Source organism: Leptolyngbya sp. CCNP1308, from assembly GCF_034932455.1.
Classification (GTDB): domain Bacteria; phylum Cyanobacteriota; class Cyanobacteriia; order Phormidesmidales; family Phormidesmidaceae; genus Nodosilinea.
Genome location: NZ_JAYGIH010000077.1, coordinates 1 through 23,449 on the forward strand (window position 1 = coordinate 1; position 23,449 = coordinate 23,449).

Sequence of the window (23,449 nt, forward strand, 5' to 3'; positions counted from 1 at the left end):
AGAAGCTAGAGAATCACATTGGTGCGATCTGGACGTTCATCCACGACTACAATCGCCGCGTCAGAGAGAAGTTGGCAGAACGGGAATCGCCTACGTTTTCCTCTGTCCTTTACTAAAGTGCACTACCCTCTGGGGAAAGAGATAGTCCGGCGGGGACGAGAGAGATTAAGTCGGTAGATTTTATCCATGGCTGGGGAGCGATCGCCACCACCCCCGGCAAAGGGCTAAAGCTTCCTCCTGACTGCGGCACACCACCGGGTAGTCGAGCTGAGGGCGATTCAAAATAAACAGAGCAATGTCTAGCTGATCGGCGGCCGCGCGCTTGGTATCTTCTCCCCCCGGCGCACCAGAGGCCTTGGTAATGACTTGAGTAACGCCCCACTGCCCCCAGAGGGCGTATTCTAGCTCGGCAGTAATGGGGGGACGCAGGGCGATCAGGCGATCGGGGGTAAAGCCTGCTGCTAAGGCAGCGTCCAGCGCTACCGGCGAGGGCAAAATGCGGGCGAACAGGGTGGCCTGGGCCTGCCAGGGGGTGAAATGGTGCAGCCAGCGATAGCCAAGGGTAAGCAATGTCCGCTGTTCTAGCAAAATCTTAGGGGTGAGCACCGCATGGAGGTCATCTATATATTGAATGCGCCCGCTAGAAGAGGCTTTTTCTAGCGCAGGACGTTCGTAGCGCCAGTAGGGAAGGGTGAGGGTCTGGGCAGCGGCGATCGCCCCCTTTGAAATCTCTACCGCAAAGGGATGCGACACATCCAGCACCGCCCCAATGTGCTGAGCCTGAATAAACGCCCCCAGCGACGCCACATCTAACCCACCGACTAGAACCTTTAGATAGGTACTCTTTTGATAAGCGTGTCGCGCGGCTGCCGTCGTCACCGTAACCACACAGGGAATCTGCTCTACGGCCAAGGCTGCGGCTAACTCCACCGTCTCCCCTGTCCCGCCAATCACCCATAGGACTGTCCCCCGATTGTCCACAAATTCCCCTCCATCTCGTGTGTTTCTCCCAAGACGCAAAAATGCGTCTCTCTATACTCTTCGCTTCAAAAAAATGAAGCAGACCTGTGGGTCTGTCCCTACACTCTGCTACCCTTTCCCTCATGATCTGCCTAGCCCGGCCATGAACCAACTGCTGCTGATTCCTATTGTTGCGTTTGCTAAGCTGCTAACTCTGGCCTTGCAAGTATCGGGTCGGGGGTCGGGCACTGCACTGCCGGGCTACCTAGTCGGGCGCTACTTCCCCTTTGTACTAGAAGCCTTGGTCAGCCAAATTCCGGTTGTGGTAGCTATTACTGGCACCAACGGCAAAACCACCAGTCAGACCATGCTCAGCGCCGTGCTTGACCAAGTGCCGCAGGCTAAGGTGCTGCGCAACAAAGCTGGGGCCAACCTCAGCCAGGGTATTTTGTCAGAGCTGCTTAAGCAAAGCAATGCCGTTGGCCGCCTCGATTGCACCCATGCGGTGCTCGAAGTAGAAGAGGCCACCCTGCCCCGCATTGCTAGGCTAATCAAACCCAATATCATCGCCGTTACCAATCTCTACCGCGACCAGCTCGATGCCTACGGCGAAATCGATCGCACCGAAAAGCTGATTCGCGATGGCATTGCCCAGTGCCCCACTGCCGCCGTGGTCGTCAATGGCGACGATCCCCGCACCGCTCGCCTTACCCAGGGGCTAGGGAACGCCACCTACTTTATGTCCCTTGCCCCAGAGTACGCCCGGTTTTTGCCCTACGAGGGCCAGCTCAACCACCGCGTCCCTGGCAGTCAGGGGCTGGAGGCGACGAATATCCACATCAACGAAGACCTGACCACCGATTTTTCCATTCAGGGGCAAATTAATCATGAAACGGTGCACTTGCCCCAGGCCAAGACGGTGTCGCCAGGGTTCTTTCATGTGTACAACGCGCTGACGGCGATCGCGATCGCCAACCTCCTGGGTATAGACGGAGCCACTGCGATCGCCGGGCTCAAAACCTTCAAACCAGCCTTTGGCCGAGGCGAAATCCTCACCCGTCAGCGGGGCGATAAACAGGTCAACTATCGTCTGCTGCTAGTCAAAAATCCCGCCAGTTTTAGCCTCAGCCTAGAACTGCTGCGCAATATCCCTGCCCTTAAGCTCATTCTGGCCATCAACGACAACACCGCCGACGGCAAAGACGTATCCTGGCTGTGGGATAGCGAACTAGAACGGCTCAACCAGACAGATATTGACTGGATTCTCTGCACTGGCATTCGCGCCAAAGATATGGCAGTGCGGCTCAAATACGCCTTGGATGCTCCCCCCGGTCCTATCCCCACCGACGAATCAATCCGCCAGGCGATCGATTTATCTTTTGACAAAGCCAATACCGGCGACACAGTCTTTGTCCTGCCCACTTACACCGCCATGCTCGAATTCCGCAAACTGATGGGCAAAACGTTGGATGTGGTCTAGTCCATCCAAAATCCAAAATTGCCAAGCCAAAATTCTCTCCAGGGCAGACACCTAGGTCTGCCCCTACCCCTCCCCATCTCCCCCACCATCCCCCATGCCTTACGCTCTCACCCTCACCCACCTCTACCCCGACTATCTCAACCTCTACGGCGACATCGGCAACCTGATCGTGCTGCGCCGTCGCTGCCAGTGGATGGGCATTGACTGCACGGTTAACGCCCTGACGATGGGAGAGATAGCGCAAAGTGGCCAGACCGATCTTTATTTCATGGGAGGTGGCCAAGATACTGACCAGGTAGCCGTGGTCAACGATTTTCATCAGCTCAAGCAAGCGGCCATCCGGGCCGATACCGAGGCTGGGGTAGTCTTCTTGGGTGTGTGCGGTGGCTATCAGCTGATGGGCAACACCTTTCTCATGGGCAGTGGTGAAGAAACTCAGGGTTTGGGCATTATTAACGTCAACACCTGTGCGCCCGGCACTGAGGTCAAGCAGCGGTGCATCGGCAACCTAATTGTCGAAATTAATCCTGCCACCTACGCAGAAATGCAGGCGATGTACACCACTTCCCGCAACATTCCTCGAACCCTAGTGGGGTTTGAAAACCATTCAGGCCAAACATACCTAAGCGACGGTGTACAGCCCTTGGCCAAAACCATCGCCGGGTTTGGCAACAATGCCACCGCCGAGTACGAGGGCGCGCGCTACAAAAACGTGTTCGGCAGCTACATGCACGGGTCGCTGCTGCCCAAAAATCCGCATTTTGCCGACTATCTGATTGGGTTAGCCCTACGCCGCAAGTATGCCGACACCAGCCTCACCCTTCCCACTCTGGCTGACACCGAAGAATTTGCTGCCCACGAGTCTGTTATTCATCGCTATGGCTAACCCTCAGCGATGAAGGCAATCCCCAAGATACTGGTCGGCCAACGAAAAAGTCCGTGGCTGGCGGTCAACTTGTCGGCGGCGCTGCCCGGTATGGGGCAAATTTACGATGGTGCGATCGCCCGGGGTCTATTCATCGCCGCCGCTCACCTAGGGCTCGTCGTCTTCATCTTTTGGTCAATCTTTGCCCCTAGGGGCAACACCCTGCGGGGGCTGATCACCCTCATGCCATTGCTCAGTCTCTATATATTTAACTTGTGGGATAGCCACCATGTTGCTAAGCAGGGTATTACCCTCAACGAGTTCAGCCCGCTGCGCTACCAATCCAGCGATCCTTGGTACCCCGTATTTCTCTCCCAGATATTGCCGGGATTAGGGCACCTGTTTTTACAACAGGCCACCGCAGGGGGAATGCTGCTAATCTTGGGCATTCTTACGGCCTACCTAGCCAACTTCAACCCAGCTCTGCTGCCCATACCGCCCATAATTTGGGCAGTGGGTTGCGGACTAGTCTACCGATCTGCTCCCGCCCGTCAGCGTCAGTGGAGCTGGTTAGGAGGCCTGCTTGTGGCGGTACTGATCACCCGTTTGGCAATCAGCTCGATCCCGTTTATTGTGCCGCAGAAGGTGGTGCAGTGCATTGTGCCCAGCGAGTCGATGCTGCCTACACTGGAGGTGCGCGATCGCATCTTCGTCCGCCCGCGCCCGTTTGAGTATCCCTTGGCAGCGGGCGACATCATTGTCTTTTCCAACCCAGAGCGCACTCCAATTGACCAGGCTGGAGAACTCAAGAATTTGATGGTAAAGCGGGTTGTTGCCCTATCGGGCCAGCAGGTAGAAATACGCGATGGTCAGGTATGGCTAGATGGCCTCCCCTTAGTCGAGTCCCACCTGACCGAGCCCATCCGATACCAGTGGGGGCCGCAGACGGTGCCCCCCGCCCACCTGTTTGTCCTTGGAGACAATCGCAACAACAGTCGAGATTCCCACGTGTGGGGATTCTTGCCCCAAGCTCACGTGGTGGGCCAAGCCTACAAAATCTATTGGCCACCCCAACGGGTACAGCCTCTGCTTTAGCTAGCACTCTTCCATAGGCAGTTGTTTGTTCACAGCAAATTTAATTTTCTATTGTCTCAACTTTTCTAGAGTTAGCCCAGTCTCCCACCGGGGTACTTTAAGGCTGATCTAACCCAAAAAGGTCAGACTTAAATAGCTCCGACTACATTTATGGGGTTTTCACACGCTGACGATTTGACTTCATCGACTGCTCATACTCATAGTCCGGGTCAGGGCTAAGCTAGCCACTAAGCGAGACTAAGGCAAAGCATAACCGTGTTTATCGTCGCTATAGAGAAAGGCCTAGGTCATCTCAAGCACGCTGATTACATCCTGACAGCGTTTTTACCCGTCCCAAAGTGCACAACTTCATGTTCAAGTTAAAAACTTGTTAATGCACCGCAGATAGCAGGTAGAGCGTAAAGGTCTGACGTAAGCTACGGTAAGAATACTTAAACCGAAGATTCGTCCGGCCTTAACTTAGTCCCTATCCCTACGGCAAAACAAAATTTCCTACTAAAAAATGAGGATTCTAACGTGACATAGCCGTGTTCCTACAGGCTGCAAATCAGTTGAGTAATAACTCAGCTTCCGTAAGTTGAGTGGTTGGTTTGATAAGGCCAGAACTTCCTAGTTTTATTAATTCCTAGAGGGTTTATGAAAGCAGTTATATTAGCTGGTGGTTTAGGTACTCGCCTGAGTGAAGAAACCAGCGTTAAGCCTAAGCCTATGGTTGAAGTTGGAGGATATCCAATCCTCTGGCACATTATGAAAATTTATTCTGCCCACGGCATCAACGATTTTGTCGTTTGTTGTGGCTACAAGGGGTACGTGATCAAAGAGTATTTTGCCAACTACTTTTTGCACATGTCTGATGTAACCTTTGACCTCCGCTACAATCAAATGAATGTGCACACAGGCAATGCCGAGCCCTGGAAAGTGACCCTAGTAGATACTGGCGAAAACACCATGACCGGAGGCCGTTTGAAGCGAGTGCGGGAATACGTTGGCAATGAGCCTTTTTGCTTTACCTACGGGGATGGAGTTGCCGACGTCAACATTACTGAACTAATCGAATTTCACAAGCAGCAAAAGACCTTGGCTACCCTGACAGCGGTGCAACCTCCCGGGCGCTTTGGAGCGATCGCCCTCCACGAAGGCCAAACTATCATTGAATCCTTTGCCGAGAAGGCCGATGGCGATGGCGCTTACATCAACGCTGGCTACTTTGTGCTAGATCCTCAAGTGATCGACTTCATTGCCGACGACACGGTGATGTGGGAGCACGAGCCGATGCGGAAATTAGCTTCTATGGGTCAGCTGTCGGCCTTCCGTCATGACGGTTTCTGGCAGCCGATGGACAGCCTGCGCGACAAAAATATGCTGGTCGATCTGTGGCAAGCTGGCAAAGCTCCTTGGAAAGTTTGGTAGTTTCTAAATGCTAATCTGCCTAGTTTGCTAGGCCCCAAAATAACAGCATTTATCCAGCCTGACTTTTAATTCATTCCCTTGATTTGCCTGGGAGCATTGGCATGATTTTTGAAGAAACACCCCTGTCAGGAGCCTTTACGGTTTCCCTAGATAAACGGGGAGATGATCGCGGCTTTTTCTCCAGAGCGTATTGCACCCAGGAGTTTGAAAGCCAGGGGCTAAAGCCGGTTGGCATTCAGTGTAATCTGGCTTCAAATTACCTCAAGGGAACGCTGCGCGGCCTGCATTACCAGGTGCCTCCGGCGGCGGAAGCCAAGTTTTTTCGCTGCATCAGCGGAGCTAACTACCACGTCATTGTGGATATGAGGTCAGAGTCTCCCACCTATCTGAAGCACTTCGGCGTTGAGCTGTCAGCGGAAAACCGCCTGGGTCTGTACGTGCCAGAGCTATTTGCCCATGGCTATCAGGCTTTGACAGATGGCTCAGAGGCGTTTTACATGGTCAGTGAGTACTACACCCCTGGCTGTGAGCGCGGCCTGCGCTATGACGACCCGGCCCTCAACATTCGCTGGCCCTTGCCGGTGACCACCATCTCCGACAAAGATACCGCCTGGCCCCTGCTGCCCAGTCTACTCACCATCTAACCCGAGGTCTTTTCTATGATCATTGTTGATACAGCGCTCAAGGCGCGTCATGAAGCCGGTAACCCAGTGCGCGTTGGTCTTTTGGGGGCAGGGTTTATGGGGCGCGGGGTGATTAACCAGATTGTTAACTACACCCCCGGTATGGTGCTCACCGCGATCGCCAACCGCACCGTAGACACCGCCGTCGAGGCCTACGCTAAATTCGGCGTAGAGAATGTCAAGGTCGTGTCCACCCTCGGCGATATGGAAGATGCGATCGCCCGAGGCTATTCCGTCGTCACCGACGACCCGACCCTACTCTGCCAATCCGAGAACATCGATGTTCTGATCGAGGCGACGGGCCATGTGGAGTATGGTGCTCGGGTAACCTTGGCTGCGATCGAGCACAAGAAACCCATGGTGCTGATGAACGCCGAACTCGACGGCACCGTTGGCCCGATTCTCAAGGTCTACGCCGACCGGGCTGGAGTGATTATCACCGGCTGCGACGGCGACCAGCCCGGCGTGCAGCTCAACCTCTATCGCTTCGTCAAGAGCATTGGTCTCAACCCCCTGGTCTGCGGCAATATCAAGGGCCTGCAAGACCGCTACCGCAACCCTACCACCCAGGAGAGCTTTGCCAAGCAGTGGGGCCAGACCGCTCACATGGTAACCAGCTTTGCCGATGGCACCAAAATCTCCTTTGAGCAGGCCATTGTCGCCAACGCCACCGGCATGAAAGTGGCCCAGCGGGGCATGCTGGGCTACCACTCCAAGGGCCACGTCGATGACATGCTCGATCTGTACGATATTGAGCAGATTGAGTCCCTCGGCGGCATTGTGGACTATGTGGTGGGGCCAAAGCCGAGCCCCGGCGTATTTGTCTATGCCACCTGCAACGAGCCGACTCAGGCCCACTACCTCAATTACGGCAAGCTGGGGGAAGGCCCGCTCTACAGCTTCTACGTGCCCTATCATCTGACCGTCTTTGAAGTACCTTTGTCAGCCGCTCGGGTAGTTCTGCTGAACGACGTTGTCATCGCGCCCCTGGGTGCCCCGGTCGTAGACGTGATCACCACCGCCAAGATCGATCTTGAGGCTGGTCAAACCCTGGATGGCCTGGGCGGCTACCACACCTACGGCCAGTGTGAAAACGCCGACATCGTGAACCAGGACAATCTTCTACCCATGGGTCTAGCCGAGGGCTGTCGCCTCAAGCGCCCTGTCGCCAAAGATCACGTCCTCACCTACGACGATGTGGAAATTCCGGCCGACAGCGTTGCCCATCGGCTGCGGGCTGAGCAAAACGCCTACTTTGCCAAGGCTAAGGTAGCCGCAGCGGTGTAGCTGGTTGTAATCACCTTTGTCAGCGGAGTTTTGCCCCATGCCCACGGCAACCGGCGGCTGGGCGAGGGCACCCAATGGGGGTGTCCTCTTGCCCATGCTTCATCTAGCCCATCTCTAATTTCTATAAGGAAACTGTAATGGTTCAAGCACCGAGTCTAGCCTCTTTAAATACAGCGGAAGACGTTGTCCAAGCTGACCTAACCTATATCTGCGATCACCTATCCGAAGAATTTGCCACCCTGTCGGGCAAAAATCTATTGATTACCGGCGGTGCTGGGTTTTTGGGCTACTACCTGGTGCAGTCTGTGCTGCACTGGAATGAAGTTAATGCCACCGCTAAGCCCATTCACCTGACCATCTACGACAACTACATCCGGGGCATCCCCGAGTGGTTGACCGACCTGTCGGGGAACCCCCACTTGGAACTGGTTAAGCACGACATCACCAACCCTCTGCCCGAGAATATTGGTGATTTCCAGTTCATCATTCACGCGGCCTCGATCGCATCGCCAACCTTCTACCGCAAGTATCCCATCGAAACGATGGATGCTAACGTCAACGGTCTACGCTACCTGCTGGAGTACTGCCTCCAGCAAAAAGCCAAGGGCAATCCCGTAGAAGGGTTCTTGTTCTATTCCACCAGCGAAATCTACGGCGACCCCAGCCCCGAGAACATCCCCACCCCCGAGACCTATCGCGGCAATGTGTCCTGCACCGGGCCTCGCGCCTGCTATGACGAGTCGAAGCGCTACGGCGAAACCCTGTGCGTCAACTTTGCCATGCAGCACGAGCTGCCCATTAAAACCGCGCGCCCCTTTAACAACTACGGACCTGGCCTAAAAATTACCGATCGCCGAGTGTTGCCCGACTTTGCCCGCGACATTTTCAATGGTCGCGACATCGTTATGCTGTCGGATGGCGCTCCTACCCGCACCTTCTGCTACATTGCCGATGCGATTGTGGGCTACTACAAAATCCTGGTGAAGGGTCACCCCGGCGAAGCCTACAACATTGGTGTTGAAACCCCCGAAATCTCGATGGCCAATCTGGCGGAGCGGGTTGTTGAGATTGCCCGTGACCAGTTCGACTACGACGGTCAAGTCGTGCGCCAGACCAGCGCCGACCAAGACTACCTGATCGACAACCCCAACCGCCGCTGCCCCATTATCGACAAGGCCCGCGATCACCTGGGTTACAACCCCAGCATCGCCATTGACGAAGGGCTGAAGCGCACCATGATTTGGTATTCCGGCAATCGTGAAGCAGAGGACGCATAAATGAAAGTATCTGTTGTTGGAACGGGCTACGTCGGCCTCGTGTCGGGCACCTGCCTGGCGGAGAAAGGCCACGAGGTCGTCTGCGTAGACATTGACCAGGCCAAGGTTGACCAGATCAACCAGGGCATTCCCCCGATTTACGAGGCTGGCCTAGAGGACATGCTCAAGGCCAACGTGGGTACCCGACTGCGGGCTACCACCGACCTGCGCACGGCGGTGATGGAATCGCAAATTTCGTTAATTGCCGTAGGTACCCCCTTTCGGGGCGATGAAATCGACCTGCGATTCATTGAAACCGTCGCCCGCCAGATTGGCGAAGTGCTGAAGGATAAGGCTGACTACCACGTAGTCGTGGTCAAGAGCACCGTGGTGCCCGGCACCACCGACGAAGTTGTGCTCTCCATTCTGGAAGAGGCGTCTGGCAAAAAGGCTGGGGCTGACTTTGGCGTCGGCATGAACCCCGAATTCCTCAAGGAAGGCGAGGCGATTCCCGACTTCATGTACCCCGATCGCATCGTGCTGGGCGGCATTGACGATCGCACCTTGACCGTGATGCGGGAAATGTACAGTCCGTTCGAGGGGGTTGATCAACTCGAAACCAACTGTAAGACCGCCGAAATGATCAAGTACACCGCCAACTCCCTGCTGGCGACAATGATTTCCTTTGCCAACGAAATCGGCAACCTCTGCGCCGCCGTCGGCGGGGTAGACGTGATGGAAGTCACCAAGGGAGTCCATCTCGATAAGCGCCTCACCCCAATTCTGCCCAGTGGCGAGCGCATCGTTCCCACCTTTACTACCTATATTGAGGCGGGCTGCGGCTTTGGCGGCAGCTGCTTCCCTAAAGATGTGAAGGCGCTTAACGCCTACGGGGCCAAGAAGGGCATGCCGATGCAGCTGCTCAACGCTGTAATCGATGTCAACGCCGTGCAGTACAAGCAGGTGATGACTCGCCTCGCCAAGCATTTCCCCAACCTGGATGCAGTGCGGGTGGCGGTTTTGGGCCTGGCCTTCAAGCCCGGTACCGATGATATGCGCGAGTCGCCTGCCATCCCCATTGTGCAGGAGCTGCTGGCGGGGTCGGCTAAGGTGAAAGCCTTTGACCCCGTAGCCACCCACGAAGCCCAGAAGATCTTTGAAAACCAGCCCATTCAGTACTGCGACACCCTGGCCGAAACCGTTCAGGATGTGGATGTGGTGCTGCTACTCACCCGTTGGAATGATTTCAAAGCTCTGCCGGAACTGCTGGCGGGGGTGGCTAACCCACCTCTGGTGATTGACGGTCGCCGCATGCTCGACAAGCACGCCTTTGCCCGCTACGAGGGGATCGGTCTGTAGGATTACGGCTGACTGAGTTTGCGCTCAGCCTCAACCAATCTCTACCGCAGAGCAAGAACTACAGGTACCGGGTCAGATTGACTCGGTACCGTTCTTTTTTGGTAACGGCTACGTCGCCAATTTCGAGTCGCCCCTTGCCGCGAATGGCGACCAGATCACCTGAGGCCAGGGTGTGGCTGGGTTGGGTAATCGGCTTCCAGTTGACGCGCACATCGCCGCTGTTGATCAGATCGGCCATTTTGCTGCGCGACATGCCAAACCCGGCGGAGGCGACGGCGTCGAGCCGCAGGGAGGCTTCGACGGTGGTGAGATCTTTTTTCTGCGGAGGGCGCACCCGTAGCTGATCCCACTCTAGGGGCTGGGTTTTGACGGGGACAGAGCGCACCTGAGTGAGCGCCTCGGTGAGAAATTCTGCCAGTTCGGGCATGACGATCGCCTGGGCACCGCGCTCGCCCAGCACAATGATGTCGCCCACTTTTTCGCGATGGAGGCCGGTACCCAGCAGTGCGCCTAAAAAGTCTTGGTGATTGGCGGGGTCAAACATAAAGTTGCCTCCCACCGTCAGCAGCGCCAGAGGAATCTGGCTGGGGTCGAGGGGGATGTCGGCTCGGGCGATCGCTAGCCGCTGCCGCTCGGCTTGGGGATAGCCACCCCAGGCCAGGCTGTGAACATCGGTTAAGCGCTGGAGCAGTGCTTTGGCCTCGATCTGATCTGGGGGTGACAGAAAATCGGTGACGACAACATCCCAGGTTTTAATGGCCTGCTCGGCCTGATCTAGGATGCGGGCTAGGCAGTCGCGGTTTTCTGTGGATTTGAGCAGATCATCCTTAGGCAGCATGGGCAAAGGTTCGCAAAGGTAGGTCTGCCTAGCCCCAGAGTTTGAACTCATAGAGCGAGGCTTTTTCTGACTCTACCTTACCGGCAGGGGTGGGGGCTAATCCCTAGGGGAGGGGTAGGAAGCTGCACACCTGGAGCGCGGCCTAGGGGCTTTCCAGCGACGCGGTTGATCGCGGGCAGTCAGTTGGCGATCGCCTCAATCACCTCCTTGCGCTTGGCATAGATGCTCTTGAGATGGCGCTTCACGGTATTGACGGTAATGTAAAGCTCCTGGGCAATTTCGTCGTAGGTGCGATTGGCCCGCCGCAGTACCCACACCGCGCGCTCACGGGGAGTGAGGTTGTACTGGATCGCCTCAAGCATGGCAGAGGCGTGGGCCGAGCGGGTCTTATTTTCTAGGGAAACCAGTAAATAGGCTTGGGCCGTGGCGGGCAGATCGAGCCACTGGATGCGGGCCCGAATTTGGTGGCCAGAGCGCGATGTCAGCTCTTGGGTGAGCACCAGCAGGGTATCGGGATAAAACTCACGGCTTTCTAATAGGTGCACGCACATGGCTTTGAGACTGGCCGGCACGGGGCTGTTGCCGTCGCTGAGGTCGCGGCAGAGGACTCTGCCTTTCTGATTACTGTGCACACAGGTGCCGTCTTCGGTCAGCACTAAAATGCCGTCAACAAAGCCTTCGAGCACGGCGCTAAGCAGGGGTAAATTGGCATTGTTCTCCTGGGTCGGTTCGGGGGCAATAAAACGAGAATTAGAAAGGGTGGTGGATGAACTCATAGTGACCATGGGGCTACCTGGTTGAAAACACAACAGAGTTAAAGGAGTCATCCGGAAACACAGCTTGTTAATTTGCGCTTGAAGGTCTAGCGCTTGAACTTGCGATGAAGAGAACCTCACTCTAGAGGAAGAGATCTCCGCACACGGAGGACAGTTTTCTAAGTGGTTTCTACAGGGTTGCGGCGGCGACGACGGCCAATCGCCGCCGTAAGGCGCTTAAAACTGACAGATTCTTCACCTAAATGAAGTGCTGTTCTGGAAAGTTTGGCAAGTTTCTATGGAGATTTACTGACTTTTCTATGTCAATGTACTGACGCATAGAAACGGCTTGCAGGATTTTAAGGTCTTGTCGTGGGCGCTGCCTCGAAGTGTCCATAAGCCAGTAAACAGCGCTGGCTCAACGGCTAATGGAGCACTTTGCTCGAGCGCCTGCATAAACCGCTAGACCAGTAACGGAGTCTGGTTATGGGGTTGAAAAAATAAGCGCTTGTCTATACTGTTATGGGCATTCTATTGGGCCAAGGGCCATAGCAGCGAGTATGATATCGGCCAACCTACGACTGTTGCAGCGTTTGCGAGGGAATATGATTGCCGCTGCGATCGCACTCCCCCTTCTTTATCCAAGCGCAGGCTACGCTCAGAACGCACCGCCCGCTGCGGCAGAGGCTGCTCTCAACCAGGGGTTGGCCCTCGTTCAGCAGGGGCAAATCGACGGTGCTCTGGCTCAGTTTCAGCAGGCCGCAACCCTCGACCCCACCCTGGCCGCTGCTCACTACAACATTGGCCTAGCTCTGCGCCAAAAGGGTGAGCTTCAGGAGGCCGCCTCTGCCTTCTGGGCGGCGATTCGAGCCGATCCGCAGTTTGCTTTGGCCTACGCCAATTTAGGCGGTGCCCTAATCGAGGGCAACAACCTCGACCAGGCCGAACAGTATTTGCAGCGGGCGATCGCGATTCAGCCCGATTTAGGCAATGCCCACTACAACCTGGGCCTCGTCTATCAATCCCAAGGGCGCTTTCCCGAAGCCTTAGCCGCCTTTGAACAGGCCGGACAGTTCAGCCCAAATGCCCCTGAGTCTTTCTTGCAGCGGGGGATCATTTACCTGCAAACGGAGAGCAATGCCGAAGCCGAGGCTGTGCTACAACAGGCCCTGGCCCTTCAGCCCCGCTACGCCCAGGCCCACTACAATTTAGGGATTGCCCGGTTTAACCAGGGTCAAACCGAAACCGCTCTCAACTCGTTTCGCACGGCGACTCAAATCAACGGTGGCTATGCCGATGCCTACTACAGCGCAGGGTTAGCGTTCATTCAGCTCGGTCGTTTTGATGAAGCCCGTACCGTACTGGAGTACGCCAAGAACCTCTACATCACCATGGGTAACCCGACCTGGGCAGCTAAAGCCCAGAGTCATTTGGGGCAGCTTCCAGAGAGCTGATCGCTTCAAAGGCGTTCTGAGGAGGGATGCCCCCTAACCCCTCACTGACACCGAACAGCAAAAGGCCCTCTGCAATCTAACGCCTTACGTCTAACGAAACTTGAGCTTGCGAGAGGCGTAGAGGCACATTTTTAGCAAAATTAGCCCTTCTCTGACGTGGGCGATGTTCGAGCTGCCATAGGTGCGGGGCTGGTAGCGAATCGGCACTTCCACAATGTGGAGGTTGAGTTTGGCGGCCCCAAACAGCAGGTCAAAATCCCCAAAGGGGTCAAAGTCGCCAAAGTAGCTGCGTCCGGCGGCAATGCGCTGGTAGTCGCGCCGCCATAATACTTTGGTGCCGCAAAGGGTGTCTTTCAGCGGCTGCTCCAGCAAAAACGAAAACAGCAGGGCAAAGATTTTGTTAGCCACCATATTCAGCCAGGGCATGGCGGTCTTAGAGCGGGGGTAAACCAACCGGGATCCGTTGGCAAATTCTCCCCGCCCTGAGGCCAGCACCTCGACAAAGTGGGGCAAATCTTCGGGGGGAACGGTCAGGTCGGCATCGAGAATGAGTAGAATGTCGCCGCTAGCCTGATCGAACCCGAGCCGCACCGCATCTGCTTTGCCCCGTCCCGTCTGCTGGAATGCCTTTAGGGTGAAAGGCCCTCGGTAGGTCTGCACCAGTTCCTGAATGGCTGGCCAGGTTTGGTCGCGGGAATGACCTTCAACAAAGATAACTTCGGTATGGGCACCGAGTTGGGGCAGCCGAGCCACGGCAGCGGCAATATTCCCAGCCTCGTTGCGGGCGGGGATGATCACCGAACAGGTCGGCGGCTCTGCACTGGGAACGGATTGAGGCCGCGCCACAACAAAGGTGGTCAGGCACAGGTGCTTGACCACGGGCAGGGGCGCTAAATAACGGTTCACCAAGCCTGCTATCCAAGGCACAAACTTGGGCCAGAGAAACCGATTGCCCCGCTGCAGGGGGCGGTAGCCGGTGATGGTGAGCAGGTTGGCCACATCATCCATGCTGAGCCAGTTTTGGGGGGGCTGGGGCCGGCGCTGCCCTATATGTTCAGCTAGGCCCAGCAGAGGCTCCCAAAGATGGCTGTGGAAGGTAAGAATCAGGCGGGTGTGGGGTTGGCAGAAGGGCTGCAACCGCTGGAGCACAGCCTGGATGTCGCCCAGATAGCCGAGCACCCCAGACAGCAGAATGTAGTCAAACTGGCGGTGCTCTGGGGACAGTTGGGAGGGCGCGATCGCCTCGGCATCTAGCGTGTAAAAGGCGAGCGCAGGATATTTCTGGCGAGCGATCGCCGTCACCGCTGGAGCAAAGTCAATACCTACCCCAATCGCTGGAGCCGTGGAATGGAGTAAATCGCCAGTACCGCAGCCGATTTCTAGCACGCGGCTGCCGGGCGGAATAATGAATTGATGAAGCCGAGCCAGATCGTTGTAGTAGTAGCGGTTGCGACGACTCCAGCGGTCTAGCTCGGGAGCAATGCGATCAAAATAGGCCCGGATGTCTTGCTTGAAGTCTTGCTTGGGGGCCTCAAGCAAAGCAGTGGAATGGGCTTGAATCACAGACGGTTAGGACTTCTTGAGGGGCTCAGCGGCATCATCCCGCTCAATGTAAAGGAATAAAAAGGCCATGGCAACAGCGGGGAAAACAATTCCCACCAAAGGAACCAGAATAGAGGGTAAGAATGCAGCTGGCATAGGGTTTCTACCTCAATAGCAACATCACAGCGTTGAGCATAAGACTACTGCGAATCGGCGATCTGTATGTCTATTTTGTTACAAACTTTCTCACTCGGCGGGGTCTCCTCCTCCTGGAGCAGGCGACTGTGCCACCAGGCCTGGGTTTCGCGATCGAGCTTGGCGGTGTAGAGCGTAGTGACAAACGCCTGAGCCCCGTAGCCCTGGCCGACAATTTCGACGCAGTAGGAGGGTGACTTGCGAGTGGCCATATCGGGCACAAACTGCTTGCCAATGCGCCGCCAGCTCGGTTCTTTGCCCCGCCACTGAATGCGACAGCAGGGCCAGGGCAGCTGGTCGCGATCGAACAGGCGGCAGCAGGGGCCGACCACGCGATAGGTCAGGTGCGCCCCTGGGCTTTGAAAAACGTGGCCCGTAGGCCAGGGATGCTCTGAGGAGGGCGGCAGGGACGGTATCATAACAGCATGTAACAACTGGCCAATGTTGAAGTAGTCTACGGGATTTTCTATGGCTGAGCCAATTACTCCAGTGGTGAGCGATCGCATCTGCAAGCACATGAACGACGACCACACCGAAGCGGTGCTGCTCTATGCCACCGCCTACGGCAACCAGCCCACCGCCACCGCTGCCGTGATGGAATCTGTGGATCCTGAGGGTATGACCCTAGCGGTGACCGTCGATGGCGACCAAACTGCTGTGCGTGTCCCCTTCGATCACACCCTAGAGGGGGCCGAAGACGCCCACCACACCCTAGTTGCCATGCTCAAACAGGCCAAGGCCAGAGCTTAATCCGGTATCACAGCCATGAGCGTTTCTATTCAATTTTTGCCCGATGGCGTCACCATCGACGCCGAGGTGGGGGAGCCTCTGCTGGCGGTGGCCGATCGCGCCGGGGTGAGCATTCCCACCGGCTGCCTCATGGGGTCGTGCCACGCCTGCGAAGTGGAGTTGGAAGGGGAAGCAGACCCCATCTGCGCCTGTATATCGGCGGTGCCGCCGGGCCACAAAACGCTGGTCATCAACCTCTACGTCGATCCGACCTGGTAGGCATGATGTCTGGAACCGTTCAGCTAAGCTCTGAAGCCTTTGCTCAACGCCGGGAAGAGGTGGCGAGGACGGGGTTCTAGGGAGGGTAAATTGGGCCTGCAATCGCTGCCCGCGACCAAATCCTGCAAATAGCCCCAGGCCTGCTGCTGGGCGGCATCCCAGCTCAGGTGCTGGCGGTAGTGCTGCCAAGCCGAGAGGGCCAGAGCCCGGTAGCGCGGGTAGTCGGCCATATAGGCCGCAATGTATTGGGCGTAGTCGCCAGCGGCGGCGGCTACCGGGAAGGCTCTACCGTTAATATCGGTCTGCAATACGGTGGGAATGCCCCCCACGGCCGCCGCCACGCAGGGCAGCCCAGCGGCATTGGCTTCACTAATAGCCACTCCGAAGGTATCGGCCTTGGTGGGAAAAATCAAAAAGTGGGCGGTACCGAGCAGGTGGGCAAACTGAGCCTCGCCCTCAGGGGTAGCGCGATCGATAAACCCGAAGGCGCGCACAAAGTTGGGGCGATCGCCCACCCATTTGGGTTCACAGCCGACGACCCAGAGTTCGGTCTTCACGCCCTGTTGATTGAGGGTTTGAGCCACCTCTAGGGCCAGCGGGCCGCCCTTGCGCTCCCAGTCCACCCCGAGAAATAGCAGCCGACAGAGATCTGGGGGCCGCTGGGCGATTAGGACTTCTACCTCAGGCTGAGCGAGATCCTGCGCTCGGCTGGCCCCTCGGGGAATGATGTGAATTTTGTCGGCGGGCAGACCGTAGAGATCCATTGCAGACTGGGCCGCCCACTGGGAGGTGAGAATGACGCGATCGCACCGCTCCAAAGCCCCCTTCTCCACAACATGCAGCCGCCGCCGCGTCTCGGGACACAGGTTAGTTAGATAGGGATAAAAATCCACCAGGCTTCCCAGCAGCGCATCAGTCCACAGCACCGTGGGCAGCTCAGTGCGCACCCGCGCCAAAGGAATCGCATTCTCAGGGCAGAGCAGCAGGTCAGCCTTAGAGCGGGCGAGCTGGGCCGCAATCTGGCGGGCATAGTAGGGCGAAACCCAGGGTTCCACCGGGCTGTAGTAGCTCTGCCCCAGGCGTTGATAAACCAGCCACTTGAGCCGGGTAATCGGCACCTTGCGTCGCTCTAGAGGGCCGAGCAACTCCAGCTCAGCCCCAGCATTTTGCAAGAGTTCAGCAATTTTTTGCCCGGCTCCGTAGAGGCCCAGATGGCGGCGGGGCCAGGTGGCGCGATCGCGCACGTCGTAGGTGGTAGCGTAGGCAATTTTCATATGAATAAGGGTTGAGCTATGGCTAGCCCAACCCTCTCAGCGACTTATTTTAGAATGCCCAGGGAGTCTGATCCGGCAACAGTAGTTAGATGAGGCGAATCCAGTAGCGATCGCGTCCCCTCCGCTTAGCCTGATACAGCGCCGCATCCGCAGCGGCGATCAGGTCTTCGGGCGACTGGTCGGCGGTGGGCACCACACTGGCGATGCCGATGCTGACGGTGAGATAGTCGCCGATGGGCGACTGGGGATGGACAATTTGCAGGGCAGCAATTTCGTCTTGCAGGGCCTTGGCGACAATTTCGGCCCCGGCGCGGCGGGTGTTGGGCAATATCACCGCAAACTCTTCGCCGCCGTAGCGGGCTAGCAGGTCGGCGGCTCGTTTGACCGAGCGGGTGGCGGCGGCGGCGATCGCAATTAGCGCCTCATCTCCCTGCTGGTGGCCCAGGCAGTCGTTGTAGGGTTTGAAAAAATCGACGTCAAACATAATCAGCGACAGGGGCTGCTGCTCGCGCACCATACGCTGCCACTCTTGCTCCAGGTACTCGTCAAAGCGGCGGCGGTTGGGAATGTGGGTGAGCCCGTCGAGGGTGGCCAGGCGCTCTAGGGTTTCGTTGGCCTCGGTCAGGGCGGTTTCCATGCCCTTGCGATCGGTGATATCAATGCAGTTGGTGATTACGCCGTTGACGGTGCCGCTGGCATCTTGAAAGGGGCTAATCACCACCTGGTACCAGCGGCGAATGCCCACTCGGTCGATCACCTCCTGCTCGCCCTGGTAGGGCATCTGGGTCTCGATCACCTGTTGATGAATGCGGTATTGCTGAATCGCCTCAAAGGCCGAGATATTGGGGTTAAAATCAGTGTCGAGTTTACCCACCATATCGGCGGGGGTAATGCCGTGCAGGCTGGCGCTGGCGCGGTTGGCCATCTGCACCCGACCCTGGCGGTCTTTGACCACAATAATGCTGGGAATGCTGTCGATTACATTTTGCAGAAACTGGCGCTGGCGGGCGATTTCGGCCTCGGCCTGCTTGCGCTCGGTAATGTCGCGCACGATCGCCAGCACCTGGTCAGGGCCGCTGGTGACAATACGAGCTTCTTCGTAGTGCCAGCCGTCGGGCGTCAGGCAGCGGTACTCGTAAACCTGGGGTTCGCCGGTTTGCAGCGCCTGCTGAATGTAGTGCATGCGCTCAGCCGCCATATCGGCGGGCAGCACCGTCTCCATGGGTTTGCCAATCTGGACACCGGGGTCAACGATGAGACTGACCGCTCCGGCATTCATCACATCGAGGCACACGCCGTCGCCCGAAAAGCGCACCAGCAGGTCAGGAATCGCCTCCAGAATAATTCGCTGGGTGGCCTCGGCCTGGCGCAGAGCGGCGGTGCGATCGGCCACCTGGCGCTCTAGGGTTTGGTTGTAGTCGGCCAGCAGGGTTTGGGCCTGCTTGCGGGTGGTGATGTCTTGAAAGGCGGCGATCGCATATTCCACCTGCCCCCCCTGGTCAAAGATCGGCGTTGTCACCATCTCAATGGGGATCGGCTGATTGCCGGGCCGCAGCTCAATATCGTCGGCCCAGCCGGGCTGCCCTCGCAGCGCCACGGTAATCGGCAGCGCCTCGGTGGGGTAGCGCTGGCCGGTGCTGGCCCGGTAGGCAATGCAGGTCTCATCTAAGCCGAGCGACGGAATCGAGGGCATGTCTTCGAGGCAGAGCAAAATGCGGGCCTGCTGACTGGCAAACACCATCTGACCGTGGCGATCGTACACGGCAATCCCCAGGGGAATACCGTCTAAAAACTGCCGCCACCGTCGCTCGCTGCGCTGTAGCTCACGATTGAGGTGCTCTAGCTCCGTAAACGAGTCGTGCAGCTTGGCCGCCATCGTGTTGAAGGCCCGCGCCAGCTGCCCCAGCTCATCGGTGCTTTCGATGGGAACCGGGGTTTGCCAGTTGCCCTGGGCCGTCGCCTGAATCGCCCGGTGCAGCTGGGCAATGGGCTGTAGCACCCGGTTGACCACCGCCAGCCCCACCACTACTGAGCTACCGATCGCCCCCAGGCTGATCAACGCCACGGCCCAGTTGCCCAGATAAAAGCTCAAAAACCCCAGCAGCCCTACCGCACCGATTAGCTGAAGCACAAAAATTGCTACCAACACCGTGCTGAGCGAGAAGGGCTTAAGCAAGCGGCTAAACAGTCGGTAGAACGGGAGTTTTGGCACTGGATTGAGCGGCAATATTAAGTGAAGCAAAACACCCTACCTGCTTTTCTAGAATAAAGCGCCTAGACCGGCCCTGAAACACCTTCTGTGCCACATGTTTACAGAAAGTCAGAGCTTGGCTTGTAGGCCTATCCTACGGGCTAGGTTAGGGACTAGCCCGTGATCTCAAACAGCTATGTCAGCACCTCAAAAGAGAAAGCTAGGTGATTTAAAGCAGTCGTAGCGGCAAAGTCACAGGTTTAGGCGAGTCTAGGGCGCTCGGTATAAACAAAATTAGAGCGCAGTCCACAACTTTCTGGGGCAGATTGGCCTCGGTCGGGGTCTCTTAGCCTATCCTTAACCCCAAAGGGCGTCCGGGCCTGCAATAGTTAGGGTGTTCATTTTTGCTTGGACTGTAGCGCGATCCTGGTGCCCAAATGTCAAACACCTATGCTCCAACCTCTACGGATGTAGCCCTAAGGGCCGAAAATCTCAACGTATACTATGGCTCTACCCTAGCCGTGCGCAACGTAGACCTAGACATTCCTCGAAACGAGATTGTTGCCTTTATCGGCCCCTCCGGCTGTGGTAAGAGCACCGTTCTGCGCTGCTTTAACCGCATGAACGACCTGATTGCGTCATGCCGGGTAGAAGGCAAAATCACCTTCCACGGCAGCGATGTCTATGCTAACAAAGTGGATGCTGTAGAACTCCGCCGCAAGATCGGCATGGTGTTCCAGAAGCCCAACCCTTTCCCTAAGTCGATCTATGAAAACATTGCCTGGGGTGCCCGTATCAATGGCTACCAGGGCGATATGGATGAGCTGGTGGAAACCTCTCTGCGCAGGGCCGCCGTATGGGATGAGGTGAAGGATAAGCTCAAGCAGAGTGGTCTATCGCTTTCGGGTGGGCAGCAGCAGCGCCTTTGCATCGCCCGCACCATCGCCATTCAGCCCGATGTCATTCTGATGGATGAGCCCTGCTCGGCCCTCGACCCGATCTCGACCATCAAGGTCGAAGAGACCATGATGCAGCTCAAAGAAGACTACACGATCGTCATCGTGACCCACAATATGCAGCAGGCCTCGCGGGTGTCTGACCGCACGGCGTTCTACAACGCCGAGGCGACTGACAAGGGTGGCAAAGTCGGCTACCTGGTGGAGTACAACAATACCGAAGCCATATTTAACAACCCCCGTGAGCAGTTTACCCGTGACTACGTGTCGGGTCGCTTCGGCTAGCCCCAGCACCCGGCAGCAGGAATACCTCGCAAGCGAACAGTTCTGACAATCGCGCCCAGGCTTTGCCTGGGTTCTTTTTTGGGCGGTTGAAACAGGCGATCGCGAGCGGCCTATCAGAAGAGGTTCGCGACCTAGCGATTAGGGTCTAAGGTATTACTATTCGCTGAAAATGTTGATGACCTCAGCTGAATCACCCCTATCGCGACCTTTAGAACGACCTATGACCAGCCCCGACGTTTCGCCCTCGGCCCCAGGCTCGGCGGCCGCCCCTAAGCCCAACCTGGGTATTTTGACCATGCTGCGCCTAGGGGTATTCAACATGGGCCTGGGCATTATGTCGCTGCTCACCCTGGGGGTGCTCAACCGGGTGATGATTGAAGAACTGCGGGTGCCAGCGCTAGTGGCGGCAGGGGCGATCGCTGTGCACCAGTTTATGGCTCCGGCCCGGATCTGGTTTGGTCAGATGTCTGACTCTAGGCCAATTTTTGGCCACCACCGCAGCGGCTACATCTGGCTGGGCATTGTGACGGTGGCGGTGACGGCATTTTGCGCGCTGCAGGTGGTGTGGCAGATTGGCAGCCGCATTGCCGAGGATGGCTGGGGGCCAGCGGTGTATCCGTGGGTAGGGCTTTTGGGGCTGCTGTTTGCCATCTACGGCCTGGCCCTGAGCGCCACTTCGACCCCGTTTACGGCGCTGCTGGTGGATGTGTCGGACGAAGACTCGCGATCGCGGCTGGTGGGCATCGGCTGGGCCATGCTGATGATAGGCATTATCGCCGGGGTGATTATCACCTCCATTGTGCTGAAGCCGATTGAGCTGAATGCCCCCTTTGATCAGGTGCGCAGTGCAGTGAACCGGCTGTTTGTGATTGCCCCGGCGGTGGTGTGCGTGCTGGCGGTGCTGAGCACCTACGGCATTGAGCGCAAGTATTCGCGGCTGACCCAGCGGTCGTCGCTCATGGATGGGCGACGATCGGAGCAGGGGGGCGATCGCGAAGACAGCCTCACCCTGGGGCGGGCGCTCAAAATTCTCACGGCCAGCCGCCAGACGGGGCTATTTTTCACCTTTTTGCTGGTGCTCAGCCTCAGCCTGTTCATGCAGGATGCGGTGCTGGAACCCTACGGCGGCGAAGTCTTTGGCATGACCATTGCCGAAACCACCCAGCTCAATGCCGCCTTTGGCATGGGCACGCTGCTGAGCATTATTGTCAGCGGCTGGTTAATAGTGCCTCGCCTGGGCAAAAAGCGCACCGTGGTGCTGGGCTGTAGCTGGGCGGCGCTGTGCCTGGTGGGCATTACCCTGTCGGGGCTAACGGGCAACCCAACAATTTTGCTGACGGCGGTGTTTCTGTTTGGCACGGCCTCTGGCATTCTCACCCTGGGGGCGATCGTGCTGATGCTGGATCTGACGGTGGCCGAGACGGCGGGCACGTTTATTGGGGCCTGGGGGCTGGCCCAGGCGATCGCCCGAGGCAGCGCTACCGTCCTCGGCGGTGGCGTGCTCGATCTCGGTCGCGCCATCCTTAGAACCTTCAACGGAGCTGGGGAAGTGGGGCAGCCCCAGGCGTTTTTGGCTTACGGGCTGGTGTTTACCCTGCAAGCGATCGGCATGCTGATCGCGATTTGGCTGCTCAGCCGGGTAAATATTCAAGAATTTCAGGCCAATGCCAAGGCGGCAATTACCGCTGCCCTCGAAAGCGATATGGATTGAGCATGGTTGCACAACACTTTTGGGACGAGGTGCTGGCCTTTGCCGAGGCCACGACAAAAACCGTAGGCCAAAAACTGCTCGAAGACTTTGGTCAGGTGCGGGCTGACCTGAAAGCCGACGGCAGTTTGGTGACCAGGTGCGATCGCTGGGCCGACGACACCCTGCGCGCCGCCATCCACCAAACGTTCCCCGACCACGGCGTGCTCAGCGAAGAAGTAGAGCACATTTTTCCCGATACCGACTGGTGCTGGATCATTGACCCCATTGATGGCACCACCAACTTTACGCGGGGCATTCCCGTGTGGGGCATTTCGTTGGGTTTGCTGTACAGAGGCACACCAGTCTTTGGCTACGTGGCTATGCCGCCGCTTGACCAATCTTTCTACGGCTACTGGCCAGGGCAAAGCGGGCTGGCAATGCCCAGCGGCGCGTTCTGCAATGGCCACCCTATCCACAGCAGCGATGCTGAGCCCGATAAAACTCAGTTCTTTAGCCTTTGTGCCCGCAGCACCTCGGTGCTGGAGAAACCCTTTCCCTGCAAGATTCGCATGCTGGGGTCGGCGGCCTACAATCTGCTGCTGGTGGGGGCGGGCTGGGCAGTGGGCGCAGTGGAAGCGACGCCTAAAATCTGGGATATTGCGGCGGTGTGGGCGATTACCCAGGCCGCCGGAGCCACCTGGGTACTGCTGGATGACGTGGCACCCTTTCCGCTGGAGGTGGGCAAAGACTACAGCACTCGTCCCTATCCCACGCTGGCGACAGCCCAGGATTCCTGGGTAGAATTCTTTCGGCCATTGGTACAGCAAGTGGCTAATCCCTAGGCAGCATGATCGATTCAAGGTGCG

At 57.2% G+C, this 23,449-nt stretch carries 22 protein-coding genes; 14 read left to right on the top strand and 8 right to left on the bottom strand.

The genetic code is table 11. From position 1 onward, the window contains the following. Nucleotides 1-180: 180 nt before the first annotated feature. Entirely contained in the window at nt 181-981 is an 801-nt protein-coding gene (locus tag VB780_RS22575; protein WP_323353441.1) for a cobalt-precorrin-6A reductase, read from the bottom strand. A 142-nt stretch (nt 982-1,123) separates the two neighbouring features. Here VB780_RS22575 and VB780_RS22580 point away from each other — a divergent pair, with 142 nt between their 5' ends. The 8 genes from VB780_RS22580 (at nt 1,124) to VB780_RS22615 (ending at nt 10,395) form a co-directional block, all read left to right on the top strand. After that, a complete protein-coding gene (locus tag VB780_RS22580; protein ID WP_323353442.1) occupies nt 1,124-2,440 on the top strand; it encodes a MurT ligase domain-containing protein in 1,317 nt (438 codons plus the stop codon). Between the two features lie 94 nt (nt 2,441-2,534). Continuing rightward, nucleotides 2,535-3,326: a hypothetical protein gene (locus tag VB780_RS22585; protein WP_323353443.1), complete on the top strand. Its 792-nt coding sequence runs from the start codon at nt 2,535-2,537 to the stop codon at nt 3,324-3,326. A gap of 9 nt (nt 3,327-3,335) precedes the next feature. Next, nucleotides 3,336-4,400, top strand: a complete 1,065-nt coding sequence (gene lepB / locus VB780_RS22590; RefSeq protein ID WP_323353444.1) for a signal peptidase I — start codon at nt 3,336-3,338, stop codon at nt 4,398-4,400. A 636-nt stretch (nt 4,401-5,036) separates the two neighbouring features. Further along, the gene (gene rfbF, locus VB780_RS22595; RefSeq protein ID WP_323353445.1) at nt 5,037-5,810 is read left to right on the top strand and encodes a glucose-1-phosphate cytidylyltransferase; all 774 of its coding nucleotides are present in this window, start codon (nt 5,037-5,039) and stop codon (nt 5,808-5,810) included. 101 nt (nt 5,811-5,911) lie between these two features. After that, entirely contained in the window at nt 5,912-6,454 is a 543-nt protein-coding gene (locus VB780_RS22600) for a dTDP-4-dehydrorhamnose 3,5-epimerase family protein (protein WP_323353446.1), read from the top strand. 15 nt (nt 6,455-6,469) lie between these two features. Then, nucleotides 6,470-7,780, top strand: coding sequence for an NAD(P)-dependent oxidoreductase (locus VB780_RS22605; protein ID WP_323353447.1), 1,311 nt, complete (start codon nt 6,470-6,472; stop codon nt 7,778-7,780). A 137-nt stretch (nt 7,781-7,917) separates the two neighbouring features. Beyond that, entirely contained in the window at nt 7,918-9,057 is a 1,140-nt protein-coding gene (locus tag VB780_RS22610) for an NAD-dependent epimerase/dehydratase family protein (RefSeq protein ID WP_323353448.1), read from the top strand. Beyond that, nucleotides 9,058-10,395 (top strand): UDP-glucose/GDP-mannose dehydrogenase family protein, encoded by a 1,338-nt coding sequence (locus tag VB780_RS22615; protein ID WP_323353449.1) that lies wholly within the window; start codon nt 9,058-9,060, stop codon nt 10,393-10,395. Between the two features lie 58 nt (nt 10,396-10,453). Here the strand turns inward: VB780_RS22615 and VB780_RS22620 are convergent, their stop codons facing one another. Further along, nucleotides 10,454-11,233, bottom strand: a complete 780-nt coding sequence (locus tag VB780_RS22620; RefSeq protein ID WP_323353450.1) for a photosystem II S4 domain protein — start codon at nt 11,231-11,233, stop codon at nt 10,454-10,456. A gap of 179 nt (nt 11,234-11,412) precedes the next feature. Further along, the gene (locus VB780_RS22625; protein ID WP_323353451.1) at nt 11,413-12,018 is read right to left on the bottom strand and encodes a helix-turn-helix transcriptional regulator; all 606 of its coding nucleotides are present in this window, start codon (nt 12,016-12,018) and stop codon (nt 11,413-11,415) included. Between the two features lie 530 nt (nt 12,019-12,548). Between VB780_RS22625 and VB780_RS22630 the strand changes: the two genes are divergently transcribed. Next, entirely contained in the window at nt 12,549-13,442 is an 894-nt protein-coding gene (locus tag VB780_RS22630; RefSeq protein ID WP_323353452.1) for a tetratricopeptide repeat protein, read from the top strand. A 90-nt stretch (nt 13,443-13,532) separates the two neighbouring features. On the opposite strand, the gene VB780_RS22635 is transcribed toward VB780_RS22630, so the two are convergent. The 3 genes from VB780_RS22635 to VB780_RS22645 are packed head-to-tail and all read right to left on the bottom strand — an operon-like array spanning nt 13,533 to nt 15,598. Then, nucleotides 13,533-14,981, bottom strand: a complete 1,449-nt coding sequence (locus VB780_RS22635; RefSeq protein ID WP_323353453.1) for a glycosyltransferase — start codon at nt 14,979-14,981, stop codon at nt 13,533-13,535. A 30-nt stretch (nt 14,982-15,011) separates the two neighbouring features. Beyond that, nucleotides 15,012-15,140, bottom strand: coding sequence for a photosystem I reaction center subunit VIII (gene psaI, locus VB780_RS22640; protein ID WP_323353454.1), 129 nt, complete (start codon nt 15,138-15,140; stop codon nt 15,012-15,014). A 44-nt stretch (nt 15,141-15,184) separates the two neighbouring features. Further along, nucleotides 15,185-15,598, bottom strand: a complete 414-nt coding sequence (locus VB780_RS22645) for a hypothetical protein (protein WP_323353455.1) — start codon at nt 15,596-15,598, stop codon at nt 15,185-15,187. Between the two features lie 49 nt (nt 15,599-15,647). On the opposite strand from VB780_RS22645, the gene VB780_RS22650 reads away from it, so the two are divergent. Then, entirely contained in the window at nt 15,648-15,929 is a 282-nt protein-coding gene (locus VB780_RS22650; protein WP_323353456.1) for a DUF2470 domain-containing protein, read from the top strand. A gap of 15 nt (nt 15,930-15,944) precedes the next feature. After that, nucleotides 15,945-16,187, top strand: coding sequence for a 2Fe-2S iron-sulfur cluster-binding protein (locus VB780_RS22655; RefSeq protein WP_323353457.1), 243 nt, complete (start codon nt 15,945-15,947; stop codon nt 16,185-16,187). 23 nt (nt 16,188-16,210) lie between these two features. Here the strand turns inward: VB780_RS22655 and VB780_RS22660 are convergent, their stop codons facing one another. Next, the gene (locus VB780_RS22660; RefSeq protein WP_323353458.1) at nt 16,211-17,461 is read right to left on the bottom strand and encodes a glycosyltransferase family 4 protein; all 1,251 of its coding nucleotides are present in this window, start codon (nt 17,459-17,461) and stop codon (nt 16,211-16,213) included. An 85-nt stretch (nt 17,462-17,546) separates the two neighbouring features. After that, complete coding sequence (locus VB780_RS22665; protein ID WP_323353459.1) at nt 17,547-19,673, bottom strand: diguanylate cyclase domain-containing protein; 2,127 nt, start codon at nt 19,671-19,673, stop codon at nt 17,547-17,549. 416 nt (nt 19,674-20,089) lie between these two features. On the opposite strand from VB780_RS22665, the gene pstB reads away from it, so the two are divergent. From pstB to VB780_RS22680, 3 genes are all read left to right on the top strand, one after another. Next, nucleotides 20,090-20,893, top strand: a complete 804-nt coding sequence (gene pstB, locus VB780_RS22670) for a phosphate ABC transporter ATP-binding protein PstB (RefSeq protein WP_323353460.1) — start codon at nt 20,090-20,092, stop codon at nt 20,891-20,893. 220 nt (nt 20,894-21,113) lie between these two features. Further along, nucleotides 21,114-22,604: a BCD family MFS transporter gene (locus tag VB780_RS22675; RefSeq protein WP_323353461.1), complete on the top strand. Its 1,491-nt coding sequence runs from the start codon at nt 21,114-21,116 to the stop codon at nt 22,602-22,604. 2 nt (nt 22,605-22,606) lie between these two features. Continuing rightward, a complete protein-coding gene (locus VB780_RS22680) occupies nt 22,607-23,425 on the top strand; it encodes an inositol monophosphatase family protein (RefSeq protein WP_323353462.1) in 819 nt (272 codons plus the stop codon). The last annotated feature ends 24 nt before the right edge of the window (nt 23,426-23,449 follow it).

What these genes read in the sequence shown, in the direction of transcription:
- VB780_RS22585 (WP_323353443.1), top strand. Translation starts at nt 2,535, where the DNA reads ATGCCTTACGCTCTCACCCTCACCCACCTCTACCCCGACTATCTCAAC.
- VB780_RS22610 (WP_323353448.1), top strand. Translation starts at nt 7,918, where the DNA reads ATGGTTCAAGCACCGAGTCTAGCCTCTTTAAATACAGCGGAAGACGTT.
- VB780_RS22600 (WP_323353446.1), top strand. Translation starts at nt 5,912, where the DNA reads ATGATTTTTGAAGAAACACCCCTGTCAGGAGCCTTTACGGTTTCCCTA.
- psaI (WP_323353454.1), bottom strand. Translation starts at nt 15,140, where the DNA reads ATGCCAGCTGCATTCTTACCCTCTATTCTGGTTCCTTTGGTGGGAATT.
- VB780_RS22630 (WP_323353452.1), top strand. Translation starts at nt 12,549, where the DNA reads ATGATATCGGCCAACCTACGACTGTTGCAGCGTTTGCGAGGGAATATG.
- rfbF (WP_323353445.1), top strand. Translation starts at nt 5,037, where the DNA reads ATGAAAGCAGTTATATTAGCTGGTGGTTTAGGTACTCGCCTGAGTGAA.
- VB780_RS22660 (WP_323353458.1), bottom strand. Translation starts at nt 17,461, where the DNA reads ATGAAAATTGCCTACGCTACCACCTACGACGTGCGCGATCGCGCCACC.
- lepB (WP_323353444.1), top strand. Translation starts at nt 3,336, where the DNA reads ATGAAGGCAATCCCCAAGATACTGGTCGGCCAACGAAAAAGTCCGTGG.
- VB780_RS22645 (WP_323353455.1), bottom strand. Translation starts at nt 15,598, where the DNA reads ATGATACCGTCCCTGCCGCCCTCCTCAGAGCATCCCTGGCCTACGGGC.
- VB780_RS22675 (WP_323353461.1), top strand. Translation starts at nt 21,114, where the DNA reads ATGACCAGCCCCGACGTTTCGCCCTCGGCCCCAGGCTCGGCGGCCGCC.
- VB780_RS22580 (WP_323353442.1), top strand. Translation starts at nt 1,124, where the DNA reads ATGAACCAACTGCTGCTGATTCCTATTGTTGCGTTTGCTAAGCTGCTA.
- VB780_RS22615 (WP_323353449.1), top strand. Translation starts at nt 9,058, where the DNA reads ATGAAAGTATCTGTTGTTGGAACGGGCTACGTCGGCCTCGTGTCGGGC.
- VB780_RS22605 (WP_323353447.1), top strand. Translation starts at nt 6,470, where the DNA reads ATGATCATTGTTGATACAGCGCTCAAGGCGCGTCATGAAGCCGGTAAC.
- VB780_RS22680 (WP_323353462.1), top strand. Translation starts at nt 22,607, where the DNA reads ATGGTTGCACAACACTTTTGGGACGAGGTGCTGGCCTTTGCCGAGGCC.
- pstB (WP_323353460.1), top strand. Translation starts at nt 20,090, where the DNA reads ATGTCAAACACCTATGCTCCAACCTCTACGGATGTAGCCCTAAGGGCC.
- VB780_RS22650 (WP_323353456.1), top strand. Translation starts at nt 15,648, where the DNA reads ATGGCTGAGCCAATTACTCCAGTGGTGAGCGATCGCATCTGCAAGCAC.
- VB780_RS22620 (WP_323353450.1), bottom strand. Translation starts at nt 11,233, where the DNA reads ATGCTGCCTAAGGATGATCTGCTCAAATCCACAGAAAACCGCGACTGC.
- VB780_RS22625 (WP_323353451.1), bottom strand. Translation starts at nt 12,018, where the DNA reads ATGGTCACTATGAGTTCATCCACCACCCTTTCTAATTCTCGTTTTATT.
- VB780_RS22655 (WP_323353457.1), top strand. Translation starts at nt 15,945, where the DNA reads ATGAGCGTTTCTATTCAATTTTTGCCCGATGGCGTCACCATCGACGCC.